Genomic DNA, 16,024 nt, shown 5'->3' on the forward strand with positions numbered 1-16,024 from the left:
TGCCGCTCATGACGCGGATGACCGAGCGCTAGACACAGCGCTAGACAAGAAGGGGAAGCTGTTCGAAGCTTCCCCTTTTTTTGCGCTGATGCAAGTGGCTAAGCCGCGTACTCATTCAAAGGGATGCGTTGAAGATGGCGTCATGGTAAATACGTTATGATAAGAACGAACTAACATATCTCATGGCAGAAAAGAGTGATCTTGCCATGGGGCAAGGGAATCGCAGGCAGTAGGGGCCGACATGAATAAAAAGCTGGCATGGTTGTTGTGGCTGCCGCTGAGCGCCGTGAGTCCGTTGGCGCTGGCCGTAGGGCTGGGGCAGGCCACCGTGAACTCACCGCTGCAAGCGCCGTTAGATGCCAGTGTGCCGCTCGTAGAGGCTGCCGATGTGTCGCTGGACGACGTACGTGTAACCATTGCTGACCCCTCCGCCTTCAGCGCGTTGGGATTGGAGTGGACCCCTCTCGCCGCGAGCGTGCGCACCGAGCTTCAACGCCTGCCCTCAGGCGCGCGATTGGTACTCCGTTCCGATCAAGCCGTCAACGAGCCGTGGTTGGACCTGCTGATCACCATCACGACGCCAGACGGGCGGCGCACGGAAGCGCTGACGCTTCTATTCGACCCTCCCAACTATGCCGCCAGCCCGTCGCCTGCGGCGGTGTCCTCATCGTCGGTTTCCTCGGCCTCTTCGTCTACGCCGTCAGCGGCGGCGGCCCGGCCCGCCAGCGCCGCCCGTGACATCGCCTATGTGGCCAGCGGTGACACGCTTTGGGGCGTGGCAGCCCGTATCAAACCTGCGGACGTCAGCGTTCAGCAGATGATGGTGGCGCTGGTCGAGGCGAATCCGTCGGCGTTCCCCACCGGCAACGTCGACGACATGCGTGCAGGCCAGACACTCGCCGTGCCCAGCCGAGAGCAGTTGATGGCGCGCTCGCCAGCCCAAGCCGCCCAAGCGATTCAGTCGATGCGCTCGTCATCTAGCGCGCCCTCTGCAGCAGAGCCCTCGACCAATGCCTCGGCACCTGAGCCGGCAACAGAGACGGCCAGCGACGTGTCGGCTTCTACATCTACGCCGCCCGACGCTGCCTCTGCTGACGGCAGGCCTGTGGCGACCGTGCAAGAGGGCGAGCTTGCTGGGTTGACCCTCAACGATCTAGCCGAGCAGCTGTTGGAAAGCCAGGCCATGCTGCAAACCGTGCTCGACGAGCGCGAGGCGATGCGTGCCGAGATGGCAGCGCTACGCCAGGAAGTCGCCTCGTTGACCGAGGCGCTCAATGCGTCTCAGCAGGAGACCCGACGAGCGCTGGCGGCGGCAGAAGCCCGTGCGATAGACCCCAGCTCGACCGACATCGACACCCAAACGGCCTCGGCGCCTGCCACCTTGGAGACGCCCTCTAACGCCGCCAGCACTAGCGTGATCGAACGTTTGGAGCAGTATCAGTGGCCGCTTGCCAGCGTGGCCCTGGCCCTGCTGCTTGGTGCCTTGGTGTGGTCGCGTAAGCGCCGTGAGCGCCAGTGGGAGGATGCGCCCACGCCCGCAGGCATGGGCGCCGCCGAGATGACGCCCCCCAAGCGCACCGAGCCGAGCGCGTCTTCGTCTGCCGCCTCCCCGGCGCAGCCGGTGGCGCCCGAGGCGTCGCTGTATACGCCGCCGCTCACCGAGAGTGCTGTGCCGCCGAGTCACGAGGAAACGTCTCCCTCTGAAGACACAAGCGCGCCTGAGCGCCGCGAGCCCCCCGCAGCCGACGACACGAGTGACGACGTCGACAGTGAGAAACTCGCCAGCGCCGTGCGTGATGACTCGCAACGAGAAGCGCAGCGTGAAGACGCCAGCGATGAGTATGAGGCGGGTGATCACGAGACGGGCGACCGGGAACTAGGGTACGCCGATGAGAATGACGACTTCTACTATGCCGTCAAGCATGACGAGGGTGACGACTCCGCCGTCTCGGAAGAGAACGAAGCCGCACTGGAAGCCGCGTTTCTAGAAACGCCCGAGCCGGTAGAGGAAGCGTCGCCTAGCACGCCGATGCAGGAGCGCGATGAGGCACCGTTACCCGCGTCTCCCCAGGTGCCGCCACAGGATGACGATCGTGCGCACTACATCGACTATCATCCGCCGTCGCTGACTAGTGAGGCGTCAGCCGACGAGGAGGTAGCGGAGAGCCACGCGGGAGCGAGCCGGACACAGGAGGGCAGTATGGCGCGCTCAGGTCGCGTACCCGAAGAGGAGTGGGAGATTGAAGAGGTGGCATTCGAGCCGCGACGTCGGGATAATAGCGAACCTTCAAAACTCTCCAAATGACGTGGCTCGATGACGCTGTTCTACCACTTTGATGAGACACAACCGCTGGCGGGCCGTTTGGCGATGGGCGTGGAGTACGATGGCTCTCGCTTCTGCGGCTTCCAGCGATTAAAGCATGCGGCCTCGGTTCAGCAGGCCATCGAGGATGCCCTGGCCAAAGTGGCCGGCGCACCGGTGCGTATTCACGCCAGCGGACGCACCGACTCCGGTGTCCACGCCACCCGCCAGGTGATTCACTTCGACCCGCCGGTGCAGCGCACTGAGAAAGCGTGGATTTTTGGTGCCAACACCAATCTGCCCAGAGACGTGGCGGTACGCTGGGTAAAGCCGGTATCCGACGACTTTCACTCGCGCCTGGGCGCGCTGGCGCGTCGCTATCGCTATATTTTCTTGAACCAAATCAGTCGTCCGGTCTTGGAACGCGCCAATGTGACTTGGTGCCGTGACCCGCTGGACGCCGACGCCATGCACCGCGCAGCGCAAGCGTTGGTGGGCGAGCATGACTTCAGCAGCTTTCGGGCGGCCGGGTGTCAATCGAAGACCCCATGGCGGCAGATGCACTTCGTGGAAGTGAAACGTTACGGCCCGCTGGTGGTCATCGATATTCAAGGCAACGCCTTTTTGCACCATATGATTCGCAACATCGCTGGTGCTCTGGCAAGTGTGGGCCGTGGTGCACAGGATGAAGGCCACATCGCGCGCCTGCTGGCGCTGAAAAACCGCCGTAAAGGGGATGTCACCGCGCCCGCTTGCGGTCTGCATTTCGTCGACTCTCTTTACGACGAGCGTTTCGAGCTGCCCAAAGAGCCGCTAGGCCCGAACTTGCTGGCCTTTACCGGCGAGTGGACCGGCGAGCGCGTGCTGCCCGACAGCCCGCGAGTGACCGCACGTCGGCAGCTCACCTTCTCTAAACAAGCCAATCCCCAGCAGCAGGAGACGTCTTCATGACGCCTAACGTGACGCGCACACGCATCAAGTTTTGCGGGCTAACGCGACAAGCGGATGTAGCTCAAGCCGTCGCGCTGGGGGTCGATGCGCTGGGCTTCGTCATGTGGCCCAACAGCCGCCGCAGCGTCACGCCGGACATCCTGGCAGCGCTGGCCGCCCAGGTGCCTGCCTTCGTGACGCGAGTCGGGCTCTTCGTCGACCAACCCGTCGAGTTCATCGAGCAGTGCCTGCCGCACTTGGATCTGATCCAGTTTCATGGCGATGAGTCGCCGGCATTCTGCGAGCAGTTTGGACGGCCCTGGATCAAAGCGCTGCGAATGCGCGACGGGCTTGATTTACACGACGCCGCCACGATCTATGACGGTGCGCAAGCGCTGCTATTGGATGCCTATCGACCTGGCGTGCCGGGCGGAACTGGCGAGACCTTTGATTGGTCTAGAATCCCCGCAACCCTGGCAAAACCTGTTATTCTCGCGGGTGGGCTGACCGCCGACAACATCGCGGCTGCAGTGACCCAAGTTGCACCGTATGCGGTTGATGTGTCAGGTGGTATCGAGGCATCCCCCGGTGTGAAAGCGACCGAGTCGATGGCCGCTTTTGTTCGCAACGTGACGCAGGCCTCCATCCGTTAGACGCGCCTGCGTGCACGCCCTGTTCGATGCGCCGCCCACCTTGGCGTGGGCGGGCCCGACACTTATTCATTCATTTGCCTTTTCTGGCGATCTTGTGAGGTATGCCTGTGACCGTCTCAGCAACTGAAACCAAGTTCAGCGACCTGACCCGAATGCCGGATGCCCGTGGTCATTTTGGGCCCTACGGCGGCCGGTTCGTGTCAGAAACCCTTAGCTTTGCCCTGGAAGAGCTGGAGCAGATTTACCTCAGCTTGCGCGACGATCCGGATTTCCAAGCCGAGTTCGACCGTGACCTGGCTTACTACGTGGGTCGACCGTCGCCGCTGTATCACGCCAAACGCTGGTCAGCGTCGCTGGGTGGCGCGCAAATTTGGCTGAAGCGCGAAGACCTCAACCACACCGGCGCTCACAAGGTAAACAACACCATTGGTCAGGCGCTGTTGGCAAAAAAAACCGGTAAACCTCGCGTCATCGCAGAGACTGGTGCAGGTCAGCACGGCGTGGCTACCGCCACCGTCGCCGCGCGCCTCGGCCTGGAGTGTGACGTGTACATGGGGGCGGAAGACGTGCAGCGTCAGAAGCTCAACGTTTACCGTATGCGCCTGCTAGGTGCACGGGTCATTCCGGTGGAGTCGGGGACGCGGACGCTCAAAGATGCGATGAACGAAGCCCTGCGTGACTGGGTGACGAACGTCGACAACACCTTTTATATCATTGGTACCGTGGCGGGGCCGCACCCGTATCCGCAGCTGGTGCGCGATTTCAACGCCGTGGTGGGCCGCGAAGCGCGCCGTCAGTCGCTGGAACAAATCGGCCGCTTACCCGATGCGCTGATCGCCTGTGTTGGCGGTGGTTCCAATGCACTGGGGCTGTTCTATCCGTTTGTCGAGGATGACGCCGTGGCGATGTACGGCGTGGAAGCCGGTGGCGATGGGGTCGAGACGGGCCGTCATGCCGCGCCGCTGTCATCGAACGCGCCGCGCGGCGTGCTGCACGGCAATCGGACGTATTTGATGTCCGACGAAGCCGGGCAGGTCTCGGACACTCACTCCATTTCGGCGGGCCTGGATTATCCCGGCGTTGGCCCCGAGCACTCGCTGTGGAAAGACGTGGGCCGGGTGCACTACGTTGCCGCCAACGATAAAGAAGTGCTGGAAGCGTTCCGGGAATTGACCCACATGGAGGGCATCATGCCCGCGCTGGAGTCGGCCCATGCGTTGGCCCATGCCAAGGTGCTGGCCCCCACCATGCGTCCGGATCAGCATATCGTGGTGAACCTCTCGGGTCGTGGTGATAAAGACATCATGACCGTTGCGAAAATCGACGGCATCGAGTTTTAAGGGCGAGCATGAATCGTATTGACCAGCGTTTTTCAGAATTGAAGCAGCAGGGCCGCAAAGCCCTGATTCCTTACATCACCGCAGGCGATCCAGCACCGCAGTACACAGTGGGCTTCATGCATGCCCTGGTCGAGGCGGGTGCCGACGTGATCGAGCTAGGCGTGCCGTTCTCCGACCCCATGGCCGATGGCCCGGTGATTCAGAAAGCCTGCGAGCGGGCGCTGAAACAGGGCATCCGATTAGTCGATCTGCTGGACATGGTGGCCGAATTCCGCCAGACCGACACCACGACGCCCATCGTCTTGATGGGCTATCTCAACCCCATCGAGCGCATCGGTTACAAAGTGTTTGCCGACAAGGCCGCAAGCGTTGGGGTGGATGGCGTGCTGGTGGTGGATATGCCGCCTGAAGAGGCCGAAGAGTTCGGTCCGCTGTTGAAAGCCCGGGACTTGGCTGCGATTTTCCTGGTTGCGCCTACCACTTCCCACGCCCGTGCCGCTACAATATGCGCCCACGGTGAGGGCTACCTTTACTATGTTTCGCTGAAAGGTGTCACCGGTGCGGCCACGTTGAACGCTGAAGACGTGGCCGAGCACCTTGCGCCGCTGCGGGATATGACCGATTTACCGCTTTGCGTTGGGTTTGGTATTCGCGACGGTGTGACGGCTGCTGAAGTGGCGAAAGTCGCCGACGGCGTGATCGTAGGCAGCGCATTGGTGAACCGTATTGCCAATAGCGTCGACGCCCCTGAAACGATTGCCGGGCAGTTAAAAAGCGTGCTGGCAGAAATGCGCACCGCGATGGACGCCTAAGCGCGTTTTCTCATCGTCTACACTGATTTGATTGACGACACTCATTAGGCTTGGCGTGGCCAAGCCTTGACGTACACGGAAGCCTTTTTGATATGAGCTGGTTAGACAAGATCGTGCCCTCCATGGGGCGTATCCAGCGTAAAGACCGTCGTGCCAGCGTGCCTGACGGTCTCTGGCGTAAATGTCCCAAGTGTGAAGCCGTTCTCTACCTGCCTGAATTAGAGAAGCATCACAGCGTATGCCCCAAATGTGAGCACCACTTACGCTTGACGGCGCGCAAACGTTTGGACTGGTTCCTGGATAAACAGGGGCGCGAAGAGATCGCGGCAGAAATCGAGCCGAACGATCGCCTCAAGTTCCGCGACTCCAAGAAGTACAAGGATCGTCTGACGGCGGCGCAAAAAGAGACCGGCGAAAAAGACGCGCTGGTAGCGATGCGTGGCGAGCTGGATGGGTTGCCGGTCGTTGCCGTGGCGTTCGAGTTCACCTTCATGGGCGGCTCCATGGGCGCCGTCGTGGGCGAGAAATTCGTTCGCGCGGCGACCATCGCACTGGAAGAGGGCATTCCGCTGGTCTGCTTTGCAGCGTCAGGGGGCGCGCGCATGCAAGAAGCGCTGTTCTCGCTGATGCAGATGGCAAAAACGTCGGCGGCGCTCGAGAAGCTCAAGCAGGCAGGCGTTCCTTATATTTCAGTCTTGACCGATCCTGTATTTGGCGGCGTATCGGCCTCTTTGGCGATGCTGGGCGACTTGAACATTGCCGAGCCCAATGCGCTGATTGGTTTCGCGGGCCCCCGAGTCATCGAGCAGACCGTCCGTGAAACCCTGCCAGAAGGTTTCCAGCGCAGCGAGTTCTTGCTGGAGCATGGCACGGTCGACATGATCGTTCATCGTCATGACATGCGTGAGCGAGTAGGCGGTGTGCTGCGTAAATTGACGCACCACAGCGCTAACCCCTCGAAAGGCGAGCAGCCGGACGCCGAGGTTATCGAGCCGGTCGTCAACGAAGAACCGTTGGCAGACGCGTTCGAGTCACCGGTTAGTGGTGGGGCCAAAGCGGACGTACGCGCTGCACCGAGCGATGACGCGTCTCGCAATGCCTAACACGTTAGCGGAATGGCTTCATCACCTGGAAACCCTGCATCCCGTAGGGATCGATATGGGGTTGGAGCGCGTCTCTTTAGTGGCCAAACACATGGGGCTGCTGGATCGCCCCATTGCCAAACGGGTCATCACGGTGGCGGGTACCAATGGCAAGGGTTCGACCCTTGCCATGATCGATTCGCTGGCGCGTGCACACGGCTGGCGTACGGGCACCTACACCTCTCCTCATCTGTTGCGCTACAACGAGCGCGTCACGCTCGAAGGTCGTGAAGCCAGCGATAAACGCTTGGTAGAGGGCTTTCAGCAGGTAGAAAACGCCCGCCTGCAAGCGCCTGTCGTCAGCTTGACTTACTTCGAAGCCGGCACGCTCTGTGCGTTGTGGTGCTTGGCTCAGGCCGAGTTGGACCTGGCCGTGCTGGAAGTGGGGTTGGGCGGTCGTCTGGACGCGGTGAATATCATCGATGCAGACGTGGCGATCGTCACGACCATTGCCTTGGATCATGCCAACTTTCTCGGTACTGATATCGAGCAGATTGGCCGTGAGAAAGCGGGGATTTTTCGCCCGCTCAAACCGGCAGTGCTCGGAAGTCAGGCACTACCTGCCAGCGTGTTGGATTCCGCGATTGGTATCGCAGCTAAAACCTATGCACTGGGAGCCGCGTTTAGCCACAGCGCTGGCGACGTGGCAGGCGCGACCTGGTGTTGGCATGGCTTGGCGGCAGATGGCGCTACGCTCTCGTTGGATGGCCTGCCAGACCCAGGTTTGCCGATCGATAATGCTGCCACGGCGCTGCAAGCGCTGTCGCTGGCCGGTATCGTTCTCAAGGTCGATACCGTGCGCAAGTCGCTTCGGACGGTCACGCTATCCGGGCGCATGCAGTGGGTGGGCCAGTGGTGTCTGGACGTGGGCCATAACCCTCATGCCGCGCAGTACGTCGCTAGGCGCTTACCGGCACCGCCCAAGGGCGGTCGGCAGTGGGCGCTCATCGGCATGTTGAATGACAAGGATGCCGACGGTGTCATTCAAGCCCTATTGCCCAGAGTGACCGACTGGGTGTGCGTGAGCCTTGACGGGGAGCGTGGCCGCACCGCAGCGGAGTTAGCCGAACGTATTACGTCGCTCGGCGGACACGTGTATGATTGCGCCGACTCCCCCGCGGCGGGAGCTGCCAAGCTGGCCAAGCAGCTCACCCCCGAGGACCGCGTGCTGGCCACTGGCTCGTTCTTTACGGTCGCTGAGTTGCTGGCGATGCCGCTGCCGCAAGCCACGTTGCGAGCGCGCTAAGCTTGATGGAGAGGGATATGAAATACGGTAAAACGGAACGCATTAGTGGCATCGTGATACTGCTGGCGCTGCTGGCCATTGTTGTTCCATGGCTAATGAGTGATCCTGCGCCGCGTGAAGAGCGCCCTCAGCCGACCTTTGTCATCGAGCAGCCCGTGGATGTCGTCCGTCAGGACGTGCCCGCACCGGAAATGCCCGAATCCATCTCGACGCCCGCTCCCTCCGACCCCGTCGAGACAGACGAAGCGCTCGAAGAGCCGATTGACGAGATGCCTCGTGCACCGCAAACCGATCAGGTCGTGCGCGCCGAAGCGTCGTCGACTCAAGAGGCTCCTTCCGAATCGATGTCCTCGTCACCAGCGCCTGAACCTGCCTCTCCACCGCAAGACGACCCCATCGCTGCGCTGGTGGCCGCCAATGAGAGTCGTAATAGCAGCAGCGGCAATAGCAGCAGTAGTGCTTCTTCCGGTCCGGCCGCTCAGCAGCAAGGGGAGTGGGCCGTTCAGGTAGGCAGCTTTGGCGATACCGCCAATGCCCAACGCATCAGCGACCAGCTCAGTGGCGAAGGATTCAGTGTCTTTCAGCGGGCCAGAGACAACAACCTGACTACCGTACTCGTTGGCCCTTATGCCACCTCCGAAGATGGCGAGGCAGCCATGGCCCTGATCAAGCAGCGGATCAATGTCCAGGGCCTGCTTGTGCGAGTTAGAGATTGACCATGGCCTTGACCTGGATTGATGCACTGTTTCTAGCGGTTCTGGGGCTGTCCATGCTGGCCGGGTTCGTGCGTGGTTTCGTACGCGAATCGTTGGGGCTGGCCGCTTGGGTGGTGGCGCTCATGGTAGCTCGCGTGCTGGCTGAGCCCGTCGCCGAGCTAATGAGTGGCTTTATCGATAGCTTCGATGCCCGCTTGGTGTTGGCGTTCGTCCTGGTGATTTTTGCCGTCATCTTGTTATGTGGCATCGTCATTCGCGTGGTGCATGCGGCCGTCGAGTGGGTCGGCATGGGGTTGTTGAACCGGTTTGCGGGCGCTGCGTTTGGTATCGCACGAGGGGCGGTCATTCTTCTGGTAGCGACGGTCCTGATTACCTTGACGCCCCTGGCGGAACTCCAGGCGTGGCAACAGGCCTCGCTGAGGCCTACCTTCGTCGAGCTACGCGACTGGGCGGTTAGTCAGCTCGACCAGTGGGAGCGTGAATTACCAACGCCCCCAGAGTCACTGCGCGATATTTCGCTGCCCGAGCTGCGCCGTGCGCAGCCAACGCTACCCACCAGTGGCGCTCCGGAGGTGGAGACGGACGCGCAGTAGGGCGTTGCTCGAAAATTCTTCGCTGGCGCCGGGTCACGGCGCCAGTGTTTGTCAGTTAGATGAACGTACGGGCTTGCGTCCGTAAGCCATGGTATCAAAGCGAGGTAACTGGAATGTGCGGTATAGTAGGCCTTCTGGCCAAGCAGGCGGTAAATCAGGGAATCTACGATGCCCTGACCGTACTTCAGCATCGGGGCCAGGACGCTGCCGGCATGATGACTTGGAGCGAGGGACGCTTCCTACTGCGCAAGAGTAACGGCTTGGTCCGTGACGTCTTCCACACTCGCCACATGGCACGCCTCAAGGGCAATTTAGGGATTGGGCACGTTCGTTATCCCACGGCTGGTTCCTCCAGTGAGGCGGAGTCGCAGCCTTTCTACGTCAACTCGCCTTACGGCATCGCGCTGGCTCACAACGGCAATCTGACCAACTCCGAGCAGTTGAAGCAGGAGCTGTTCTCCACCGACCTTCGCCATATCAATACCAGCTCTGATTCCGAGGTGCTGCTGAACGTGTTCGCCCACGAACTGGGCAAGCAGGGGCTGCACCTGGAAGCAGAAGATATCTTCGATGCGGTTCGTAGAGTGCACCGGCGCTGCAAAGGCGGCTACGCGGCGGTCGCGATCATCAATGGCTTTGGCATGGTAGCGTTCCGTGATCCCCACGGTATCCGTCCGGTGGTCTTCGGTACCCGTCAAGACGCCGATGGCCAAGAGGTCATGATTGCTTCTGAATCCGTGGCGTTGGATGTCGGTGGCTTCGAACTCGAACGCGATCTGGCTCCCGGCGAGGCGATTTTCGTCGATATGCAGGGGCAAGTGCACACCCAGGTGTGTGCGGATCGCCCGCAGCTGCGCTCGTGCATTTTCGAGCACGTGTATCTCGCCCGTCCCGACTCCATTCTGGACGGTGCCTACGTGTACGGCACCCGCATGCAGATGGGGCGCAAGCTGGGTGACCGTATTTTGAACGAGTGGCCGGACCACGATATCGATGTGGTCATTCCCATCCCCGATACCTCGCGAACCTCGGCACTGGAGATGGCGCAACATCTCGGCGTGACCTACCGCGAAGGCTTTATGAAGAACCGCTACATTGGCCGTACCTTCATCATGCCGGGCCAGACCCAGCGTAAAAAATCGGTGCGCCAAAAGCTGAACGCCATCGATGTAGAGTTCAAGGGGAAGAACGTTCTGCTAGTGGACGACTCCATCGTGCGCGGCACCACCTGCAAGCAGATCATTCAGATGGCGCGGGATGCCGGTGCGCGTAAAGTCTACTTTGCCTCCGCTGCGCCGCCCGTGCGCTATCCCAACGTGTATGGGATCGACATGCCAGCAGCTTCCGAGCTGATTGCCCATGGTCGTACCGAGGACGAAGTGGGGCAGTTGATTGGTGCAGACCGCATTTTCTATCAAGATCTAGAAGACTTGAAAGACGCCTGTCGGGAAGTCAACCCAGACATGGAGGCCTTCGACTGCTCGGTGTTCGATGGTAACTACGTGACGGGCGACATCGACGACGCGTATCTCGCCGTTCTAGAGGCGAGCCGTAACGATGCGGCAAAAGATCAGAGCGCGGGTGACCACGCCTTGGTCGATATGCATAATCAAGACGATGATCTGGACGATTGAGCGTCGACGCCTGCGGTGCGGTTCGCCCGCAGGCGTTATGCCTAAGTTTTTTGCACATTGAATGTGCAGCTTTTTGATATCGCGGTTGGAATAAGGGGCTCTGCCATGCACGACGATAGCCATCAGGATGAGTGGTCGCTGGAAACGCTCGCCATTCGGGCGGGGCATCACCGCACGTTCGAGCAAGAACACGCGGAGCCGATTTTCCCCACGTCGAGCTTTGTGTACGAAAGTGCTGCCGAGGCGGCGCGCAAGTTTGGCGGAAAAGAGCCAGGCAACGTGTATTCACGCTTCACCAACCCGACCGTCCACACCTTTGAGCGTCGTTTAGCAGCACTGGAAGGCGGCGAGCGCTGTGTGGCCACCAGCTCCGGTATGTCGGCGATTCTTTCGACGGCGCTGGCGTTGCTATCGGCGGGAGATGAAATCGTAGCTTCCCGCTCTCTCTTTGGCTCTACGGTCAGCCTGTTCGATAAGTATTTGGGTAAGTTCGGAATCACCACACGCTATGTGGAACTGTCCAATCTGGCTGCTTGGGAGGAGGCAATCAGCCCCAAGACCAAGCTGATGTTTGCCGAAACCCCCTCTAACCCGCTTTCTGAAGTGGCAGATATCCCGGCCCTAGCAGCGCTTGCCAAACGCAGTGGTGCGCTGCTTGCCATTGATAACTGCTTTTTGACCCCCGCTCTGCAGCAGCCAATCGCGCTGGGTGCCGATTTGGTCATTCACTCTGCGACTAAGTACCTGGACGGACAGGGGCGCGCCGTGGGTGGCGCGGTCGTCGGTAAGCACGATGTGTTAGAGGAAGTCTTCGGGGTGGTGCGTACCTGCGGGCCCTGCATGAGTCCGTTCAACGCGTGGATTTTCACCAAAGGGTTGGAAACGTTGTCGCTGCGTATGAAAGCGCACTGTGACAATGCACTGACGCTTGCGCGCTGGCTCGATCAACATCCGGCGGTGAACCGCGTCTATTACAGTGGGTTGGAAGCCCATCCTCAGCATGCGCTGGCGAAACAGCAGCAGCAGGGCTTTGGCGCGGTGTTGGGGTTCGAAGTCACAGGAGGGCAAGAGGGTGCGTGGCAGGTCATTGATGCCACCCGTATGCTTTCCATCACGGGTAACCTGGGTGATGTCAAAACCACCATCACCCATCCGGCGACGACCACCCATGGCCGTCTTTCAGACGCACAGAAAGAGGCAGCAGGCATTGCGCCGGGTCTCATTCGCGTAGCGGTAGGACTAGAGAGCCAAGAGGATATCCAGCAGGACTTGGCTCGTGGCTTGGATGCGCTAGCGGCGCGCTGAGCTTGCAAGGCGCGTCTCAATAAAAAAACCCACCTGCCGGTGGGTTTTTTTACCTAATTACCTAAGCGATGCTTAGGAAGCATTGCGATGCGGCAGGTCAGACTGTGCGATCTGACTGTCGCCACGATTGGCAGACGTCGCTTCGGAGTGAGGCTCGGAGACACGGTTTTTGGCAGCGTCGCCGTTTACCAGTGTCAGGTCTGCAGGCGTCATCTTCAGGCTGTCAGCGCTGTGATGGACCGAGGAGCTAGCATGAACGATCTCATTGAGTTCCGCAGAGCCTTGCTCAGCGAGCGCGGCAGTGGAGGTCAACGTCATGGCAATGGCAGAAATAAGGGTCAATTTTTTCATGTGTCATACTCTCTATAGATAATGGAAGGTGTTCTTTGACGTGGTGACGTGTCGTGTCAGAACGTGCGCTAATAATAAGCGCGCTAAACAAATTGTAAAATTGATTAAAATTGCTGCTTTTGTTCGATTTTTTAAACTTTCGTCTAAGGTGCAAAATGTTGGCGTATCGATGCGCTTTCGTGAGGAAGGGGGCAAGCCGTTAGCGACGTAACCAATGGTTTTTACGAACGATGTATTCTGCTTTTTTCAGCAGAGTTTTGGCCGGTGAGACGGTATGCTCTTAACGAAACGAGCGGGCAGCCACTTGCGAGCAGTTTTACACGGGGAATCAAGGATGTTGCGGAACACGCGCAGCGGTTGGGGTGTCATTAGTATTCTTTTTCACTGGCTCAGCGCCTTGACGATCATTGGATTGTTCATACTGGGCTGGTGGATGACCGGGTTGGGTTACTACGACCCGTGGTACAACCAAGGGCCATGGGTTCACCGCTCGATCGGTATTTTGTTACTACTGGCGACCATAGGCCGATTGGCGTGGCGTTTCTCGCAACCCACGCCTGCGGCAGAGGGTCGTCGTTTTGAACGGCTGGCCGCCCATCTGGGGCATATAGCGCTCTACGTTTTATTACTGCTGGTTTTGACCAGCGGCTATTTGATTTCCACCGCGAACGGGCGCGGCATCAGCGTATTCGACTGGTTTGAAGTACCTGCATTCCTATACGACTTGCCCAACCAAGCCAGTTTGGCCGGTGAGGTTCATTGGTACAGCGCGCTTGCGCTCATGGTGCTGGCGGGTGGTCATGCGGTGATCGCATTGGTGCATCACTACCGTTATCGCCATGCCACGTTACGCAGGATGATGAATCCGCGTTATAGCAAGACAGGTCATTGAGATATTCGACACTTTTTGAACGCTGCTACGGCATGAAGTGACTTTGCTGGCAGTGCCCATAAGGAAAGAAAGGAGATGGACGTTATGATGAAGAAAAGCGTAATGGCAGCAGCGGTCGCGGCAGCTGCGCTGGTTCCCCTGAGCCAAGCACAGGCCGCTGATTATCAAATTGATACGGAAGGCCAGCACGCCTTCGTTCAATTCAAAATTAACCACCTAGGCTTTTCCTACATTCTAGGTAGCTTCGAAGAGTTCGACGGCCAGTTCTCCTACGACGCTGACGACCTAGCCGCATCTTCCGTTGAGATGGAAGTACAGGTAGATAGCCTGAACAGCAACCATGCAGAGCGTGATCGTCACATCCTGAGCGGTGATTTCCTGAACGCCAGCGAATATCCCACGGCGACCTTCACGTCGACCGGTTTCGAACCAACGGGCGACAACGAAGGCGTCGTCACGGGTGAGTTGACGCTGCATGGCCAAACGCAAGAGATCGAGATGCCGGTCACGCTAATGGGCGAAGGTGAAGACCCCTGGGGCAATTACCGCGCAGGCTTCGAGGGCAGCACGATGCTGACCTTGGGCGATTTCGGTATCGACATGAGCGATTTTCCGGAAGCCATGCATGAAGTCGAGCTTTACGTGACGTTCGAAGGTATTCGCCAGTAAGCGATACCGGTCCAGAACGCCGCCACCTTCACGGGTGGTGGCGTTTTTTGCGTTTAGTCTTTCTAGTTTTGTGACGCTAAGGAGTCCGTTTTTGGCAGCTGTCATGCAACAACGCGAGTTGGCGATAACCCTATGGCGGCAAACGTGGCCAATGGCCATTGGTGTGCTGGCGCTATTGGGTTTTCAGCTTGTGGACAGTGCGTTTATCGCACGTTTGGGCACTGCGCCGCTGGCGGCTCAGTCGTTTACGTTTCCGCTATCGTTTTTGATTATCGGCATCCAGGTGGGAATGGGAATCGCCATTGCCGCGCTGATCTCTAGAGCGCTGGGCGCAGAGGAGCACGCCAGAGCCAAACGGCTCTCCTGCCTCGTGCTCATGGCCGGTGGGGCGGTCATTGCGTGTTTGGGTCTCGTGTTATGGTGGTTACAGGTGCCGCTGTTTCAATTGCTAGGCGCGGACGACACGGCGTTGGCCTACATTCGCGCTTACTGGGGGCCACAGCTTTTGGCTGCGTGGCTAGGTGCCGTGCTCTATTTCATGTACAGCGTCTTCCGTGCTCATGGGGATACCCGTATGCCGGGGAAGATGATGGTCGTCAGTAGCCTCGTCAACCTGGCACTGGATCCGCTGTTCATTTTTGGTGTAGGTAGTTGGGACGGCTGGGGCCTGCCAGGCGCGGCTTGGGCGACTGCAGTGGCATTTTCTGTGGGGTTGCTGCTGACGGGGCGAAAGCTGCATCGACGTCAGTGGGCCACCACCGACGGCATTGGCCTGGAAGCGAAACGCTCGTGGCGACCGTTCATGGGTATTGCGGCGCCGGCCATGGTCAGCCAATTGATGCCACCTTTGGCCGCCATGCTGGCGATTGCCGCCGTAGCGGGCTTAGGGGATACCCAAGTAGCGGCATGGGGGTTGGCGAGTCGTCTTGAGACGCTGTCACTGATGGTGATTCTTGCCATGACCATGTCGCTGCCACCCTGGTTGGGGCGCTGCTACGGCGCGGGCGACTGGGGGCAAATTCAACGGCTGCTTCGTTTGGCGCTGAAAGTGGCCGTGATTTGGCAGTTGAGCCTGGGAGCCCTGCTTGCATTGGCATCGCCTTGGGTGGCGATGGCGCTGGCGGGTAATCCCGAGGTGCAGAGTGAGCTAGCGCTGCTGATCCGTTTCCTGCTGCCCAGCTACGCAGCACTGGGAGTGTGCATGCTGGTGGTGTCGGCAGGTAATGCGCTGGGTTGGCCGCTGCGGGCCATGCTGCTGTCGAGCGCACGGCTGTTCATCTGCTACTTGCCCTGCCTATGGTTGGGCGCGCAGCTATTTGGCTGGACAGGCCTAGCCGCAGGCGCTGCCATAGGTAATTTGCTGGCTGGGCTGACGGCGTGGTTCGTGTTGAAGCGCATTCTCTCCCGCCCGCATCGGCAGGCGGGAGTTTCGCATTGAA

The 16,024-nt window shown here is 59.7% G+C and carries 15 protein-coding genes; 14 read left to right on the forward strand and 1 reads right to left on the reverse strand.

The features are described from left to right. Positions 1-241 precede the first annotated feature (241 nt). The 11 genes from AB6K10_RS11335 to AB6K10_RS11385 all read left to right on the forward strand — a co-directional run bounded on the left by AB6K10_RS11335 (position 242) and on the right by AB6K10_RS11385 (position 12,673). Positions 242-2,305 carry a FimV/HubP family polar landmark protein gene (locus tag AB6K10_RS11335; RefSeq protein WP_339118760.1) on the forward strand — a complete coding sequence of 688 codons (2,064 nt, stop codon included), beginning with the start codon at positions 242-244 and terminating at the stop codon, positions 2,303-2,305. A 9-nt stretch (positions 2,306-2,314) separates the two neighbouring features. Continuing rightward, on the forward strand, positions 2,315-3,253 hold the full coding sequence (truA, locus tag AB6K10_RS11340) for a tRNA pseudouridine(38-40) synthase TruA (RefSeq protein WP_305947588.1): 939 nt from the start codon (positions 2,315-2,317) through the stop codon (positions 3,251-3,253). Beyond that, entirely contained in the window at positions 3,250-3,885 is a 636-nt protein-coding gene (locus tag AB6K10_RS11345; RefSeq protein ID WP_339118761.1) for a phosphoribosylanthranilate isomerase, read from the forward strand. Before truA ends, AB6K10_RS11345 begins: the two co-directional genes overlap by 4 nt. A 101-nt stretch (positions 3,886-3,986) precedes the next feature. Beyond that, positions 3,987-5,225 carry a tryptophan synthase subunit beta gene (trpB, locus tag AB6K10_RS11350; RefSeq protein ID WP_159341950.1) on the forward strand — a complete coding sequence of 413 codons (1,239 nt, stop codon included), beginning with the start codon at positions 3,987-3,989 and terminating at the stop codon, positions 5,223-5,225. A gap of 8 nt (positions 5,226-5,233) precedes the next feature. After that, complete coding sequence (gene trpA / locus AB6K10_RS11355) at positions 5,234-6,037, forward strand: tryptophan synthase subunit alpha (RefSeq protein ID WP_339118762.1); 804 nt, start codon at positions 5,234-5,236, stop codon at positions 6,035-6,037. A gap of 92 nt (positions 6,038-6,129) precedes the next feature. Then, positions 6,130-7,140, forward strand: a complete 1,011-nt coding sequence (gene accD / locus AB6K10_RS11360; protein WP_339118763.1) for an acetyl-CoA carboxylase, carboxyltransferase subunit beta — start codon at positions 6,130-6,132, stop codon at positions 7,138-7,140. After that, positions 7,133-8,425 carry a bifunctional tetrahydrofolate synthase/dihydrofolate synthase gene (folC, locus tag AB6K10_RS11365; RefSeq protein ID WP_339118764.1) on the forward strand — a complete coding sequence of 431 codons (1,293 nt, stop codon included), beginning with the start codon at positions 7,133-7,135 and terminating at the stop codon, positions 8,423-8,425. The genes accD and folC overlap by 8 nt, the downstream gene beginning before the upstream one ends. A gap of 17 nt (positions 8,426-8,442) precedes the next feature. Next, positions 8,443-9,141, forward strand: a complete 699-nt coding sequence (locus tag AB6K10_RS11370; protein ID WP_253018836.1) for an SPOR domain-containing protein — start codon at positions 8,443-8,445, stop codon at positions 9,139-9,141. Between the two features lie 2 nt (positions 9,142-9,143). Then, a complete protein-coding gene (locus AB6K10_RS11375; RefSeq protein ID WP_159341955.1) occupies positions 9,144-9,734 on the forward strand; it encodes a CvpA family protein in 591 nt (196 codons plus the stop codon). Between the two features lie 113 nt (positions 9,735-9,847). Beyond that, positions 9,848-11,368 carry an amidophosphoribosyltransferase gene (purF, locus tag AB6K10_RS11380; protein ID WP_159341956.1) on the forward strand — a complete coding sequence of 507 codons (1,521 nt, stop codon included), beginning with the start codon at positions 9,848-9,850 and terminating at the stop codon, positions 11,366-11,368. A 105-nt stretch (positions 11,369-11,473) separates the two neighbouring features. Beyond that, entirely contained in the window at positions 11,474-12,673 is a 1,200-nt protein-coding gene (locus AB6K10_RS11385) for an O-succinylhomoserine sulfhydrylase (protein WP_339118765.1), read from the forward strand. A gap of 72 nt (positions 12,674-12,745) precedes the next feature. On the opposite strand, the gene AB6K10_RS11390 is transcribed toward AB6K10_RS11385, so the two are convergent. Next, positions 12,746-13,024 carry a hypothetical protein gene (locus AB6K10_RS11390; protein ID WP_159341958.1) on the reverse strand — a complete coding sequence of 93 codons (279 nt, stop codon included), beginning with the start codon at positions 13,022-13,024 and terminating at the stop codon, positions 12,746-12,748. Positions 13,025-13,358: 334 nt separating this feature from the next. Here AB6K10_RS11390 and AB6K10_RS11395 point away from each other — a divergent pair, with 334 nt between their 5' ends. The 3 genes from AB6K10_RS11395 to AB6K10_RS11405 all read left to right on the forward strand — a co-directional run bounded on the left by AB6K10_RS11395 (position 13,359) and on the right by AB6K10_RS11405 (position 16,023). Then, entirely contained in the window at positions 13,359-13,916 is a 558-nt protein-coding gene (locus tag AB6K10_RS11395; protein ID WP_339118766.1) for a cytochrome b, read from the forward strand. An 84-nt stretch (positions 13,917-14,000) separates the two neighbouring features. After that, positions 14,001-14,585: a YceI family protein gene (locus tag AB6K10_RS11400; protein ID WP_159341960.1), complete on the forward strand. Its 585-nt coding sequence runs from the start codon at positions 14,001-14,003 to the stop codon at positions 14,583-14,585. Positions 14,586-14,676: 91 nt separating this feature from the next. After that, positions 14,677-16,023 carry an MATE family efflux transporter gene (locus tag AB6K10_RS11405; protein ID WP_339118767.1) on the forward strand — a complete coding sequence of 449 codons (1,347 nt, stop codon included), beginning with the start codon at positions 14,677-14,679 and terminating at the stop codon, positions 16,021-16,023. Position 16,024: the final 1 nt, after the last annotated feature.

It is taken from the genome of Halomonas sp. BMC6 (assembly GCF_964204995.1).
Lineage (GTDB): Bacteria > Pseudomonadota > Gammaproteobacteria > Pseudomonadales > Halomonadaceae > Vreelandella.

Bases quoted from the DNA above. Each gene is read 5' to 3' on its own strand.
- AB6K10_RS11335 (WP_339118760.1), top strand. From the start codon at position 242: ATGAATAAAAAGCTGGCATGGTTGTTGTGGCTGCCGCTGAGCGCCGTG.
- truA (WP_305947588.1), top strand. From the start codon at position 2,315: ATGACGCTGTTCTACCACTTTGATGAGACACAACCGCTGGCGGGCCGT.
- AB6K10_RS11345 (WP_339118761.1), top strand. From the start codon at position 3,250: ATGACGCCTAACGTGACGCGCACACGCATCAAGTTTTGCGGGCTAACG.
- trpB (WP_159341950.1), top strand. From the start codon at position 3,987: ATGCCTGTGACCGTCTCAGCAACTGAAACCAAGTTCAGCGACCTGACC.
- trpA (WP_339118762.1), top strand. From the start codon at position 5,234: ATGAATCGTATTGACCAGCGTTTTTCAGAATTGAAGCAGCAGGGCCGC.
- accD (WP_339118763.1), top strand. From the start codon at position 6,130: ATGAGCTGGTTAGACAAGATCGTGCCCTCCATGGGGCGTATCCAGCGT.
- folC (WP_339118764.1), top strand. From the start codon at position 7,133: ATGCCTAACACGTTAGCGGAATGGCTTCATCACCTGGAAACCCTGCAT.
- AB6K10_RS11370 (WP_253018836.1), top strand. From the start codon at position 8,443: ATGAAATACGGTAAAACGGAACGCATTAGTGGCATCGTGATACTGCTG.
- AB6K10_RS11375 (WP_159341955.1), top strand. From the start codon at position 9,144: ATGGCCTTGACCTGGATTGATGCACTGTTTCTAGCGGTTCTGGGGCTG.
- purF (WP_159341956.1), top strand. From the start codon at position 9,848: ATGTGCGGTATAGTAGGCCTTCTGGCCAAGCAGGCGGTAAATCAGGGA.
- AB6K10_RS11385 (WP_339118765.1), top strand. From the start codon at position 11,474: ATGCACGACGATAGCCATCAGGATGAGTGGTCGCTGGAAACGCTCGCC.
- AB6K10_RS11390 (WP_159341958.1), bottom strand. From the start codon at position 13,024: ATGAAAAAATTGACCCTTATTTCTGCCATTGCCATGACGTTGACCTCC.
- AB6K10_RS11395 (WP_339118766.1), top strand. From the start codon at position 13,359: ATGTTGCGGAACACGCGCAGCGGTTGGGGTGTCATTAGTATTCTTTTT.
- AB6K10_RS11400 (WP_159341960.1), top strand. From the start codon at position 14,001: ATGATGAAGAAAAGCGTAATGGCAGCAGCGGTCGCGGCAGCTGCGCTG.